Origin of the sequence: uncultured Allobosea sp. (genome assembly GCF_945956895.1) — a bacterium.
Classification (GTDB): Bacteria; Pseudomonadota; Alphaproteobacteria; order Rhizobiales; family Beijerinckiaceae; genus Allobosea.
This window is the reverse complement of sequence record NZ_CAMFJF010000005.1, coordinates 1-12,936: the sequence shown is the minus strand read 5'-3', so window position 1 is coordinate 12,936 and position 12,936 is coordinate 1. Positions and strand designations below refer to the sequence as shown.

12 protein-coding genes are annotated in these 12,936 nt (G+C 67.9%); 1 reads left to right on the top strand and 11 read right to left on the bottom strand.

Annotation, left to right across the window (positions count from 1 at the left end; translation table 11 throughout):
• Positions 1-4: 4 nt before the first annotated feature.
• From lpxC to Q0Q02_RS04655, 6 genes are all read right to left on the bottom strand, one after another.
• A complete protein-coding gene (lpxC, locus tag Q0Q02_RS04680) occupies positions 5-952 on the bottom strand; it encodes a UDP-3-O-acyl-N-acetylglucosamine deacetylase (RefSeq protein ID WP_293807366.1) in 948 nt (315 codons plus the stop codon).
• 302 nt (positions 953-1,254) lie between these two features.
• Positions 1,255-2,961, bottom strand: a complete 1,707-nt coding sequence (ftsZ, locus tag Q0Q02_RS04675) for a cell division protein FtsZ (RefSeq protein WP_293807364.1) — start codon at positions 2,959-2,961, stop codon at positions 1,255-1,257.
• A 126-nt stretch (positions 2,962-3,087) separates the two neighbouring features.
• Positions 3,088-4,383: a cell division protein FtsA gene (ftsA, locus tag Q0Q02_RS04670; protein WP_293807549.1), complete on the bottom strand. Its 1,296-nt coding sequence runs from the start codon at positions 4,381-4,383 to the stop codon at positions 3,088-3,090.
• 32 nt (positions 4,384-4,415) lie between these two features.
• A complete protein-coding gene (locus Q0Q02_RS04665; RefSeq protein ID WP_293807362.1) occupies positions 4,416-5,375 on the bottom strand; it encodes a cell division protein FtsQ/DivIB in 960 nt (319 codons plus the stop codon).
• A 5-nt stretch (positions 5,376-5,380) separates the two neighbouring features.
• On the bottom strand, positions 5,381-6,295 hold the full coding sequence (locus Q0Q02_RS04660; RefSeq protein WP_265060244.1) for a D-alanine--D-alanine ligase: 915 nt from the start codon (positions 6,293-6,295) through the stop codon (positions 5,381-5,383).
• Positions 6,296-6,584: 289 nt separating this feature from the next.
• On the bottom strand, positions 6,585-7,082 hold the full coding sequence (locus Q0Q02_RS04655; protein ID WP_293807359.1) for a MarR family transcriptional regulator: 498 nt from the start codon (positions 7,080-7,082) through the stop codon (positions 6,585-6,587).
• 118 nt (positions 7,083-7,200) lie between these two features.
• Between Q0Q02_RS04655 and Q0Q02_RS04650 the strand changes: the two genes are divergently transcribed.
• On the top strand, positions 7,201-8,088 hold the full coding sequence (locus Q0Q02_RS04650) for an EamA family transporter (protein WP_293807357.1): 888 nt from the start codon (positions 7,201-7,203) through the stop codon (positions 8,086-8,088).
• Here Q0Q02_RS04650 and murB read toward each other — a convergent pair.
• The 5 genes from murB to Q0Q02_RS04625 form a co-directional block, all read right to left on the bottom strand.
• On the bottom strand, positions 8,063-8,989 hold the full coding sequence (murB, locus tag Q0Q02_RS04645; RefSeq protein WP_293807356.1) for a UDP-N-acetylmuramate dehydrogenase: 927 nt from the start codon (positions 8,987-8,989) through the stop codon (positions 8,063-8,065). The genes Q0Q02_RS04650 and murB overlap by 26 nt on opposite strands.
• A 10-nt stretch (positions 8,990-8,999) precedes the next feature.
• Positions 9,000-9,425 carry an endonuclease domain-containing protein gene (locus Q0Q02_RS04640; RefSeq protein WP_293807354.1) on the bottom strand — a complete coding sequence of 142 codons (426 nt, stop codon included), beginning with the start codon at positions 9,423-9,425 and terminating at the stop codon, positions 9,000-9,002.
• A gap of 154 nt (positions 9,426-9,579) precedes the next feature.
• A complete protein-coding gene (gene murC / locus Q0Q02_RS04635) occupies positions 9,580-10,986 on the bottom strand; it encodes a UDP-N-acetylmuramate--L-alanine ligase (protein WP_293807352.1) in 1,407 nt (468 codons plus the stop codon).
• Between the two features lie 15 nt (positions 10,987-11,001).
• Positions 11,002-12,105 carry an undecaprenyldiphospho-muramoylpentapeptide beta-N-acetylglucosaminyltransferase gene (murG, locus tag Q0Q02_RS04630; RefSeq protein ID WP_293807350.1) on the bottom strand — a complete coding sequence of 368 codons (1,104 nt, stop codon included), beginning with the start codon at positions 12,103-12,105 and terminating at the stop codon, positions 11,002-11,004.
• 4 nt (positions 12,106-12,109) lie between these two features.
• Positions 12,110-12,936, bottom strand: an 827-nt coding sequence (locus Q0Q02_RS04625) for a putative peptidoglycan glycosyltransferase FtsW (protein ID WP_293807348.1), incomplete at its 5' end; no start/stop codon positions are given.

Below are 12,936 nucleotides of genomic sequence, written 5' to 3'. Positions count from 1 at the left end.
GCTCTTAGTGCAGATCAGGCGCGAAGGCGGCCGGGGCAGCGGCAGCCATCTGCACGGCGCGCGGCGCCGCGAAGACCGGCTGGGACTCGATGACCGCGAAATTCGCGCGATCGGCGAACAGCGCCTCGAGAATGCGGACATTCATACGGTGGCCGCCGCAATAGGAACGGAACTCGCCGATGATCGGATAGCCGGCGAGCGCGAGGTCGCCGATCGCGTCGAGCACCTTGTGGCGCACGAACTCGTCGCCATAGCGCAGCCCCTCGGGATTGATGACCTTGTCGTCACCCACTGCGACGGTGTTCTCGAGCGAGGCGCCCTGGGCGAAACCCGCCTTCCAGAGCTGCTCGACATCGCGCATGAAGCCGAAGGTGCGGGCCTTCGAGATCTCGCTGGCGTAGGCCTGGGCGTCGAGATCGAAGATCTTGCGCTGGCGGCCGATCACCACGCTGTCGAAATCGATCTCGACATCGAGGCGGAAGCCATGCTCGGCCGGAGCCAGCTCGGCAAAGGCGCGGCCCTGCTCGATGCGGACCGGCTGGAGAATCTTGAGATAGCGGCGCGGCGCGGCGAGCATGGTCAGGCCGGTCGCCTCGATGGCGGCGACGAACTCACGGGCGCTGCCATCCATGATCGGCATTTCCGGCCCGTCGATCTCGACCAGCACGTTGTCCAGGCCCAGACCGGCGCATGCCGACATCAGGTGCTCGACCGTCGAGACCGAGGCCGGTCCGCGGTCGCCGATGACGGTGCAGAGCTCGGTGGCGCTGACCTTGGTGTGCTTGGCGTGGATGAGCTGGGGCGGCATGCCCTCGATGCCCGTCCGCAGGAAGACGACGCCGGAATTGGCGCTGGAAGGCTTGAGGCAGATGCTGGCGGGAGCTCCGGAATGGACGCCGATTCCGGTCAGGGTCACCGCTGCCCGCAAGGTCGTCTGCCGATCGAAGCTCATTCCGTCATCCAATCCTGATCATCGGGCTAGCCTCTCTTCCGCCGTAGCGGGGGCAGGACCACGATGTCTATCCAAGGCCGGCGCCGGAGCAGACCCGGCGACGCTGTCGTTCTGATGCGCCGCAAGATAAGCTTTTGAAGCCGCCTCTCAAAATCACGCTTTCTTTCGCTGTGTTACAGCGCCGCCCAGGTGGATCGGATCATATAAAGCGCTGAAAGATAAAGATTTTCTAACGACGAAAAACCCGCCGCGGAGGCACCGCGGCGGGTCTTGTTACAGAGCCGTGAGAGGCTTGGGTCCCGTCAGTTCGCCTGGCGGCGGAGGAAGGCGGGAATCTCGAGATGGTCTTCCTCGCTGGAGCGAGCAGGCTGAGCGCGGCCATGCGGGTCGAGCTGGCCCTGCGCCGGGCGCGAGGCCGGCTGCGGCGCCGGGCGGCGCATGTATTCGGCATGGGCAGCGCTCGGCGCAGCCGCCTGCGGCATCGGGGCCTGCGGCATCTGGCGGACGGGGGCCGGGGCCGGAGCCATCTCGGCCTCCTCGTCCTTGCGGCCGCCGAAGCCGACCGAAGCGAGGCGCTGCATCAGCGACATGCGCTTCTGCTCGACGGCGCTCGGCGGCTGCGGCGCGGGCTGGGCGCCACGATGGGCGTTGAGCTGGACCTGGCCCGGAGCCGGCAGGTCCTCGACACGCGGCATGCGGGTCGGACGAACGACGGCGCGTTCCGGCATCGGCGGGATGAAGCTCTCGTCGAAATGCAGGGTCGGCTCGGCATGATGGACGGGCTCAGGCGCCGGAGGGGCGACCATCACCGGGCGCGGCTGTACCGGCTCGATGCGGATATCCTGCGCGACCTGGGCGACCGGAGCCGGTTCCGGCATCGGCGCGGGGGCGACGCGGGCCGTCTCGATCACCGGCGCCGGCGGCGCGACCGGGCGGGCAGCGGCGACGGCGGCGTTGCTGCGCAGGCGGGCCTCGGCCTTCAGGCGCTCGGCGACCTGGGCGATGCGGGCCTCGGTATCGTCGCTCTCCATCTGCGAGGAGATCGGCTTGTCGATGCCGGTCGCGACGACGGAGACGCGCACGGTGCCTTCCAGCGATTCGTCGAAGGTCGCGCCGACGATGATGTTGGCCTCGGAGTCGACCTCCTCGCGGATGCGGGTGGCGGCCTCGTCGACCTCATAGAGCTTCATGTCGCGCCCGCCGGTGATCGAGATCAGCAGGCCGCGCGCGCCCTTCATCGAGACGTCGTCGAGCAGCGGGTTGTTGATCGCGGCCTGGGCCGCGGTCAGCGCGCGCTTCTCGCCCTGCGCCTCGCCGGTGCCCATCATCGCCTTGCCCATGCCGCGCATCACGGCGCGCACGTCGGCGAAGTCGAGGTTGATCAGGCCGGGACGGACCATCAGGTCGGTGATGCAGGCGACGCCCGAGTAGAGCACCTGGTCGGCCATGCCGAAGGCATCGGCGAAGCCGGTGGTCTCGTTGGCGACGCGGAACAGGTTCTGGTTCGGGATGACGATCAGGGTGTCGACCGCCTCGTTCAGCTCGCCGATGCCGGCCTCCGCCATGCGCATGCGGCGCTGGCCCTCGAACTGGAACGGCTTGGTGACGACGCCGACGGTCAGGATGCCCATGTCGCGGGCGACGCGGGCGATCGCGGGAGCAGCGCCGGTGCCGGTGCCGCCGCCCATGCCGGCGGTGATGAACACCATGTGGGCGCCCGCCAGATGATCACGGATCTCGTCGATGACCTCTTCGGCCGCCGCGCGCCCGACTTCCGGCTGCGAGCCGGCGCCGAGGCCCTCGGTGACCTGCAGGCCCATCTGCACGATGCGGGAGGCGCGCGAGAGGGCCAGAGCCTGCGCGTCGGTATTGGCGACGACGAAATCGACGCCGTCGAGGCCGGCCTCGATCATGTTGTTGACCGCATTGCCACCGGCGCCACCGACGCCGAACACCGTGATCCGGGGCTTCAGTTCCCGGATGTCCGGGGCTTGCAGATTCATCGCCATGGTTGCCTCTTTTGATCCCTTGTCCGGCGCCTGGCGGGAGCCGTCCCGATTGCTACGTTTGACGCCGTGGCTCGCCCTCAGGACGAACCCTACTCACTCAATTCTCGATCCTGGCTCGCGCCATGATCAGAAACTGTCCTTCAGCCACCGCCCGACACGCGAGAAGTAGCCGTCCGTCCCGGTTGCGAAGTAGCGCGCGCCGGCGGCGCGCGGCTCGAAATGCTCGACATGGGCGACCTGCGGATAGACCAGCAGGCCGACCGCCGCCGCGAAGGCCGGGCCCTTGCCCGCTTCCGGCAGGCCCTTGATCCCAAGCGGCCGGCCGGTACGGACCTGGCCGCCGAGGATGCGCCGCGCCACTTCCGGCAGGCCGGTGAGCTGGCAGGCGCCGCCGGTGAGGACGACGCGCCGCCCGGCCTGGGCCGAGAAGCCGGCATTGTTCAGCCGGTCGCGCACCAGTTCGAGGATCTCCTCGACGCGCGGCTTGATGATCCGCACCAGGTGCGACTTGGCGAGATGGTTCGGCATGTCGCGCTCGTCGTCGTCGACCTGCGGCACCGCGATCATGTCGCGCTCGTCGGAAGCGCTGGAGATGCAGGAGCCGTGCAGCGTCTTCAGCCGCTCGGCCGCCGAGACGCGGGTCGAGAGGCCGCGCGCCACGTCCATGGTGATGTGGTTGCCGCCGACCGCGATGGCGTCGGCATGGACGAGATGCCCGCCCGAGAACACGCCGAGCGAGGTCGAGCCGCCGCCGAGATCGACGAGGACGACGCCCATCTCCGATTCGTCGTCGACGAGGACCGAGAGACCGGAGGCATAGGGGGTCGCCACCACCGCCTCGACTTCGAGATGGCAGCGCTCGACCGCGAGCATGACGTTGCGCGCCGCCGCCGCCTCGCTGGCGACGACATGCATGTCGACCGAAAGCTTGCCGCCGATCAGCCCGCGCGGATCGAGCACGCCCGGCACGCCGTCCAGCGCATAGCCGGTCGGCAGGGCATGGAGCACCGCCTTGCCCGGGCGCAACGCATGGGTCGCGGCGGTCGCGAGCACGCGCTTCACATCGGCATCGCCGACGGAGCCGGAGCGCAGGTCGACGCTGGCGGCGTAATGCTGCGAGCCGATGCGCCCGCCGGTCAGGTTGACGATGACCGACTGGACCTCGACCTTGGCCATGCGCTCGGCCGCGTCGACCGCCGCGCGGATGGCGCGCTCGGCGCTTTCGAGATCGACGATCGCGCCGCCCTTCAGGCCGAGCGAGCGCTGGTGGCCGATGCCGATGATGCGGGCGACATGGGTGCGCCCACGCAGCCGCTCGTTGCTCTCGGCCGGGCTCAACTCGGCGATCAGGCAGACGACCTTGCTGGTGCCGATGTCGAGAATCGACAAGGTCGCGCTCTTGCGCGACGACAGCGGACGCATGCGTGGGGTCAAACCCTGGGAGGTAACGTGGTTCACGCCTCGCCTCCCTTCTTCTTGGCCTTGCTCTTGAGCTGGTCGGCGCGGGCTGCGGCCGCCTCCTCCGAGAGCCGCATCACAACGCGATCGTGCTGGCGCAGGTCGATGGCCAGCACATCCTTCTCGAGGATGCGATAATCGCTCTCCAGCGACACGAGGCGCTGCACCGCGGCTTCCGGCTTGGTCTCGGGCAAGCGCACATCCATGCCGTTGTCGAGTTTCAGGTTCCAGCGACGCCCGGAGACCAGGGTCGCTGCGCGGATATGCTGGGCGAAGGCGCCGGCCTTGGTGCGGATCGCCAGATATTCGGCGGCGCGGTTGTTGGCGTCCTTGCCGACGACCAGCGGCAGATAGGCGAAGCGGCCATCGTCCATCTTGTCGATCACCGTGCCATCGGCCGCGATCACGAAGAGTTCGCCCTTCACCTGCCAGAGCGCGTAGGGCTCGCGCTCGGTCAGCGCGATCGAGACCTCGCCCGGATAGAGCTTGCGGACGGCCGCCTCGCGAATCAGCGGCGTCGCCTCGAGCTGCTTGCGGGCCTCGTCGGCGTCGAAGAACACCAGCGAGGTCTTCGAATCGATGCCGGCCGCGACCAGGACCTCCTGCTCGGACAGTCCCGAGAGGCCGGAAATGGTGACGCGGTCGATGCCAAAGCCGAGCGCCCGCGCGAACATGTGGCGCGGCTCGCCGTAATTGTCCTGCATGGTCTGCCAGTGGCCGCCGAGCACGAAGCCGCTGCCAAGGCTGAGCGTGAGGAAGCCCAGCGCCAGCCAGGTGCCGAGGCTCTGCGGCAGGCGCTGCGCCAGCGGCACCGCGATCGCGCTGCGGCGCGAGCGGCGCATCCAGCGGCCCTGTCGCTGCTCACCCACCAGCAACTGGGGGGCGTGCGCGACCGGGAGCCGGGAGAGCGGCCGGGCGGGCGCATATCGGGGCATGGCAACGGGTTTCGCCGACATCGCTTTCACCGATCGAGGGAGGCGTCCTCCACCATCCATTTGACGAGCTCACCGAAATCCAGGCCCGCATGGGCAGCCAACTCGGGCACCAGGCTGGTCTCGGTCATCCCGGGCTGCGTATTGACCTCCAGCCAGACGAGCGTGTCGCTCTCGTCGTGGTAACGGAAGTCAGATCGGCTGACGCCCCGGCATCCGATTGCTTGATGCGCCGTTAACGCACACTCTTCGATCTGCTGGTAAATTTTCGGTAAAATTTGAGCCGGACAGATGTGGATCGAGCCGCCTTTCGCGTACTTCGCGTCGTAGTCGTAAAACTCACCGGTTGCGGCTTGTATTTCGGTCACACCGAGGCTGCGGTCGCCCATCACGGCGCAGGTCAATTCGCGCCCTGCGATGAAGGTTTCGGCCAGCAGCATCTCGCCGCAAGGCCAGTCCGGCCGGGCGATTTCCTGCGGCGGATGCTCCCTGCCCTTCTTCACGATCACGACGCCGACGGAGGAACCCTCGTCGATCGGCTTGAGCACGTAAGGCGGCGGCAGCACATGCTTCTTCGCGGCCGCGAATCGCGAGACGTTGACACCGTGGGCGACCGGCACGCCGGCGGCCTTCACCACAGTCTTCGCCCGGTCCTTGCGAATGGCGAGCGCCGAGGCCAGCACGCCGGAATGGCTGTAGGGAATGCGCAGGATCTCCAGCACGCCCTGGATCGTGCCGTCCTCGCCGAAGCGGCCATGCAGGGCGTTGAACGCGACATCGGGCTTCAGCTTCGCCAGCACCTCGGCGATGTCGCGCTGCACGTCGACGCGGGTGACGCGGTAGCCGACGCTTTCCAGCGCCCGCGCGCAGGCCGCGCCGCTGTTGAGGCTGACCTCACGCTCGACGGACCAGCCGCCCATCAGCACTGCAACATGTCTGGTCATCGACGCTTCGCTCCTGCGATGCGTCCAACCTCGTTAAACTTGGTTAACGGGGAGTTAACCATGACGAACACGGCGTTAAGGAGAGGCGACGGCGTTTTGATGCGAAGCTCTGCGAACCCATCCGCAGCGGGTCCGAGCGCATTGCGTTTTCAAGCAAACGCGCGTCATCCCGGCCGGAGCACAGCGACGAGCCGGGATCCATGCCTGAACCTCGATGAGCAGCGCTCCGGCCTGGATCCCGGGTCAAGCCCGGGATGACCGCGGTGTTTCTCCAGAGAATCAGCAGCCGCTAGCCGATCTTGGCGAGCAGGCGCTGTAGCTCCGCCCGCTCCTCCGCCGAAAGCGCGCTCACCAGCCGCTCCTCGGTCGCGACATGGCTGACGACGATTCGGTCCGCCAGCGCGAAGCCAGCCTCGGTCAGTACGATCCGCAAGGCCCGGCGATCCGCCGGGTCGGCCTGCCGCTCGATCAGCCCGCGCTTCTGCAACCGGTCGAGCCGATTGGTCATCGCCGAGGTCGAAATCATCATGTCCTGGGCCAACTCGGACGGAGAGAGTGCCCTGCCCCGGCCCTGTCGCCGGAGCGTCAGCAGCACGTCGAAACCGGCGAGATCGAGTTCGTCGCCGGCGAGATTGGCGGAGACCCCATCGCGCACCCTGTCCGCCGCCCGCCAGAGATCGCCGCAGACTCCCATGACGCTGGTATCAAGGTCCGGCCGTTCCCGCCGCCACTGCGCCAGGATCGAATCCATCGGCCCGCCCTGAACGCCGGCTCGCTCCTGACTCATTTCGGCTCCTTGCCAAGTAATTTGACGTAAGATAGTTTGATGTCGAATTATCTGATATCAAATCAAACTAACAACCGCGCTGCCACGAGCCAAGCGCGACGCGCGATCGGAGGCCGAAATGCCGCTGAACAGGACCTTGCTGACCACGATCCTCGTGCCCTGCATCTGGGGCACGACCTACATCATCTTCACCCAGACGCTGCCGGTGGATCATCCGCTGCTCGTCGGCGCGCTCAGGGCCCTGCCCGCCGGATTGCTGCTGATGGCGCTCGGCCCCGGCCTGCCGCCGCGCGACAAGCTCCTGCCGCTGGCGGCGCTCGGCCTCGCCAATATCGGCATCTTCTTCGCTCTGCTCTTCGTCAGCGCCGCGCGCCTGCCCGGTGGCCTCGCCGCTACCGTCGGCTCGACCCAGCCCCTGATCGTCGGCCTGCTCGCCTGGCCCCTGCTCGGCCGGCGTCCGGGCCGCGGGCAGATCGTGGCAGCGCTCACCGGGCTCGTCGGCGTCGCCCTGCTGGTGCTCGATCCGCATGCCAAGCCCGATGCCCTCGGCATCATCGCCGGCCTCCTGAGTGCCGCCTCGATGGCGACCGGCACCGTCTTGATCGAGCGTTGGGGCAAGATGGGTTCGCCGCTCGCCATCGCGGCCTGGCAGCTCACGCTCGGCGGCCTGATCCTGCTGCCGGTCGCCCTGATCGTCGAAGGCGCGCCGCCGATACCGAGCGCTCCGAACGGCATCGGACTGACCTATCTCGTGCTGATCGGCACGGCCCTGACCTACTGGCTCTGGATCAGGGGCATCACGACGCTCGGCGCCGGCGTCGCCTTCCTCGGGCTGCTCAGCCCGACCGTGGCGACGATCCTGGGCGCCCTGCTGCTGGGCGAATGGCTGAGCCCTCTGCAATTCCTGGGCATCGCGATCGTGCTCGGCTCGACGATCGTCGGGATGATCCTGTCGCGCCGCCGCGCCTCGGCCGTACCGGCTACGCCGCAACCCCGAGCCGCTTGATCTCCCACTGGAGCTCGAAGCCGGAAGTCTCCTTGACCCGGCGGCGAACCTCCTCGCCGAGCCCCTCGACATCGGCGGCCGTCGCGCCGCCTGTGTTGATCAGGAAGTTGCAATGCATCTCGGAGACCTGCGCCCCGCCGACGCGCAGGCCACGGCAGCCGGCGGCATCGATCAGCTTCCAGGCCTTGCCGCCTTCGGGGTTCTTGAAGGTCGAGCCGCCGGTGCGCTCCTTGATCGGCTGGGCTGCCTCGCGCGCCTGCGTCACCCGGTCCATCTCGGCCTGGATCACCGCCTGATCGCCCGGCCGTCCCTGGAACAAGGCGGAGGTGAAGATGATGTCGCGGGTCGTGGCCGCGCTGTTGCGATAGGTGAAGCCCATGTCGGCATGGGAGAGCGTCACGATCTCGCCCTTGCGGGTGACGCCGCGCGCGGAAACCAGCACGTCGGTGGTCTCGCCGCCATGGGCGCCGGCATTCATGCGCAGCGCCCCGCCGATCGAGCCGGGAATGCCGCGATAGAAGGCAAGCCCGTCGAGCGAGGCATCCGCCGCCGCGCGGGCGACCTTCACGTCCGGCACGGCCGTGCCGGCACGCAGGCGGTCGCCGCTCTCCAGCGCGATCTCGCCGAAAGCCTTGCCGCCGAGCCGGATCACGACGCCGGGAATGCCGCCATCGCGCACGATCAGGTTGGAGCCGAGGCCGATCACCGTGACCGGGACATCTTCCGGCAGCTTCGAGAGCAGATAGGCGAGGTCCTCGTCATCGGCCGGCGTGAACAGGATCTGCGCTGGGCCGCCGACGCGGAACCAGGTCAGGCCCGAAAGCTCCTGATTGGCGAGAAGCCGGCCCCGCAGGTCGGGAGCCGAGGCGCGGATGTCGGAGGAGAGGTCTGCGAAGGGCATGGCTCGGCGCTTACTCCTTCTCCCCTCGGGGGAGAAGGTGGCCCGGCGAAGCCGGGTCGGATGAGGGAAGCCCGGCGAGACCGAGAACACTTGCGATCTCGCGCAGGACGAATTCGAGATTTCCTAGCACGCGCTCATTGGGAAAGCGCAAGACCCGATAGCCTTCCCCTTTCAGGAAAGCTGTGCGGGTAGCGTCTCTGGTACGCGCTTCGAGAGTCTGATGCGGCTCGCCGTCGAGTTCGACGATGAGCTTGTGCTCGAAGCAGCAGAAATCAGCGATGAAGGGCCCAATCGCCATCTGGCGCTTGAATTTCAACCCTGCGAAGCGGCGATTGCGAACGGCTTGCCAGAGCAGAGCTTCAGCCCGTGTAGGCTCCTCGCGCTGGCCGCGGGCAAAATCGCGGGTGCGGGATGAGTTCTTGCGATGCAGGGCCATGCCTTTCATCCAGAGGCGAACCTTCTCCCTCGGGGGGAAGGTGGCTGCGAAGCAGACGGATGAGGGCAGCCTTGGCTGCGTCTCACCCGATCTTCCCTCATCCGACCCGGCTTCGCCGGGCCACCTTCTCCCCCGAGGGGAGAAGGAAACAAACCTATCCCTTCAGCGCGGCGAGCTCACTCGGCAGCGCATAGGCCCATTGCGTGATGTTGCCGGCGCCGAGGCAGACGACATAATCGCCCGGTCCCGCCAGCTCCGCCACCATCCCGGCGAGCTTGTCGGGGCTCTCCAACGGGAGCGCATGGCGATGGCCGCGCGCCTTGATGCCGGCGACCAGCGAATCGCGGTCGGCACCGGCGATCGGCGCCTCGCCGGCGGCATAAGTATCGGCCACGATCACCGTGTCGGCATCGTTGAAGCATGCGGCGAAATCGTCGAACAGGCTCGACAGGCGGGTGTAGCGATGCGGCTGGACGATCGCGATCACCTTGTTCCTGGTCGAGGCGCGGGCCGCCTTGAGCACGGCGGCAATCTCGACCGGGTGATGGCCGTAATCGTCGAAGATCAGCGCGCCGTTCCACTCGCCGGTCTTGGTGAAGCGGCGCTTGACCCCGCCGAAGCCGGCCAGCGCCTCGCGGATGCGCTCGACCGGGATACCGAGATCATAGGCGACCGCGATCGCCGCCGTGGCGTTCAGCGCGTTGTGATGGCCCGGCATCGGCATCACGAGATCGCGGATCACCTCGTCGCGGCCGGTCTTGCGGTCGCGGATCAGCAGCGTGAACTTGGCCTGCCCGCCCGAGAGATCGATGTCGATCAGGCGGAAATCGGCCTGCGGGTTCTCGCCATAGGTGACGACGCGGCGGTCGGTGATCTGGCCGACCAGCCCCTGCACGGTCGGATGGTCGATGCACATCACCGCGAAGCCGTAGAACGGCAGGTTCTCGACGAAGGAGCGGAAGGCCGCCTTGATCGCGTCGAAGGTGCCGAAATGGTCGAGATGCTCGGGGTCGATATTGGTGACGATCGCGACGTCGGCTGGCAATTTCAGGAAGGTGCCGTCGGACTCGTCGGCCTCGACCACCATCCAGTCGCTTTCGCCCATGCGGGCATTGGTGCCGTAGGCGTTGATGATGCCGCCATTGATCACGGTCGGGTCGAGCCCGCCCTTCTCGAGCAGGGTCGCGACCAGCGAGGTCGTGGTCGTCTTGCCATGGGTGCCGGCGATGGCGACGCAGCTCTTCAGGCGCATCAGCTCAGCCAGCATCTCGGCGCGGCGCACGACCGGCAGGCGCTTCTCGCGAGCAGCGAGCAGCTCCGGATTGTCGCGCTTGATCGCGGTCGAGACCACGACGACCTCGGCCTCGCCGAGATTCTCGGCCTTGTGGCCGACGAAGGTGGTGATGCCCTTGTCGGCGAGGCGCTTCACATTGGCGCCGTCAGAGGCGTCCGAGCCCTGCACCTTGTAGCCGAGATTGTGCAGGACCTCGGCGATGCCGGACATGCCGATGCCGCCAATGCCGACGAAATGGATGGAGCCGAGCTTCGGCGGCAGCTTCATGGTCCTGGAATCCTGTCAGTTCGTAGTACGGGCCGTGGCGATCACGAGATCGGCAAGGCGTTCGGCGGCGTCGGGGATGCCGGCGCTCTTCGCGTTTGCCGCCATCGTCGTCAAGTGCGCTGGCTGCGCGATCAGCTTGGACAATTCGGCAGCAAGATGGCGCGGCGTGAAGTCCGGCTGGAGGATGCAGGTCGCGCCGCCCACCCCTTCGAGGAAGGCCGCGTTCGCCGCCTGATCCTGGTCGAGCGAGCCCGGCAGCGGCACCAGCAGCGCCGGCCGGCCGATCACGGTGAGCTCCGCCACGGTCGAGGCGCCGGAACGGGCGATGACGAGCTGCGCCGCCGCCATCTGCGCCGGCAGGTCCTTGAAGAAGGGCGCGATCGTCGCCTGGACGCCGAGCGTCTCGTAGATGCCGCGCACGCGCTCGTCATCCTCGGCGCGCGCCTGCTGGACGATGGTCAGGCGCGCCCGCTCGGCATCGGTGAGGAGCTGGACCGCCGGCGGCACGATATCGGCCATGATGCGCGCACCCTGGCTGCCGCCGAAGACGAGGAGCCTGATCTTGCCCGCGCCCGGCCAGTCATAGTCGCGGCCGGCCGCCTCGATCACGGCCGGGCGCACGGGGTTGCCGACATGCCGGCACTTGGCCTGCTGCGCCTCGGTGAGTCCGCTGACCTCTGCGAAGCCGGTCGCGATCACGTCGGCCCGGCCGGCGAGGAAACGGTTGGCGCGGCCGATCACCGCGTTCTGCTCGTGGATCAGCGTTCGCACGCCTGCGAGCGAGGCGCCGAGCACAGGCGGCACCGTCGGATAGCCACCGAAGCCGACGACCACGTCCGGCTTCACCTGCCGGATGATCCGCCGCGCCGCGAACGTGCCTTTGGCGATGTGGAAGAGCGCTGCCGCCTTCTGCAATGGCGAGCGGCCGGACGGCGTCGCGGCCGGCACGGCATGCACCGCCTCGGCCGGGAAACTGCCGGCGAACTCGGCGGCGCGCGTATCGGTCATCAGCACGACGCGCATGCCCTTGGCGTGCAGCGCGTGGCTCAGCGCTTCCGCCGGGAAGAGATGGCCGCCGGTTCCCCCGGCCGCCAGCATGATCAGCTTGTTCGTGGCCATCGGATCAGCGCCCGAAATCGACGGCGCGCGGGCGCCGCCGCGTCAGCGCCAGCAGGAAGCCGGTGCCGACCGCGAGCGAAAGCAGCGAGGAGCCGCCATAGGAGATGAAGGGCAGCGTCATGCCCTTGGCCGGCATCATGTGCAGGTTGACCATCATGTTGATCGCCGCCTGGATGCCGAAGAGCAGGGCAAGGCCGGTGACGGCGAGGCGGATGAACGGGTCCTCCGCCTTCTGCGCCACGAACAAGGCTCTAATCACGATCACCGCGAAAAGCGCGACTAGTAGCATGCAGACCACGATGCCGAATTCCTCCGCCGTGACCGCGAAGATGAAATCGGTATGGGCGTCGGGCAGGATGCGCTTCACCGTGCCCTCGCCTGGGCCTTTGCCGAGCCACCCGCCCTGCGCGAAGCTCTCCAGCGCCGTGTCGACCTGGAAGGAATCGCCCGAGCCCTTGTCCATGAAGCGCTCGATACGGGCGCGGACGTGCGGCACGAACTCATAGGCGACGACGATGCCGACGGCGCCGATGCCCCCTAACCCGATCACCCAGAACCAGTGCAGGCCGGCGACGAAGAAAAGCCCGGCCCAGACGAGGCTGACCAGCATGGTCTGCCCGAAATCGGGCTGGAGGACGAGCGGCACGATGGTGAAGGGCAGCAGGAGTAGCGCCAGGATCGTACCCGGTAGGTCAGGCCGGCGCGTGCCCTCGGCGAAGGCCCAGGCCGCCATCACCACGAAGGCGGGCTTGAGGAATTCGGACGGCTGGACGGACCCGAGCGGCCCGAGCGTCAGCCAGCGCCGCGCGCCCTTCACCTCGACGCCGAAAT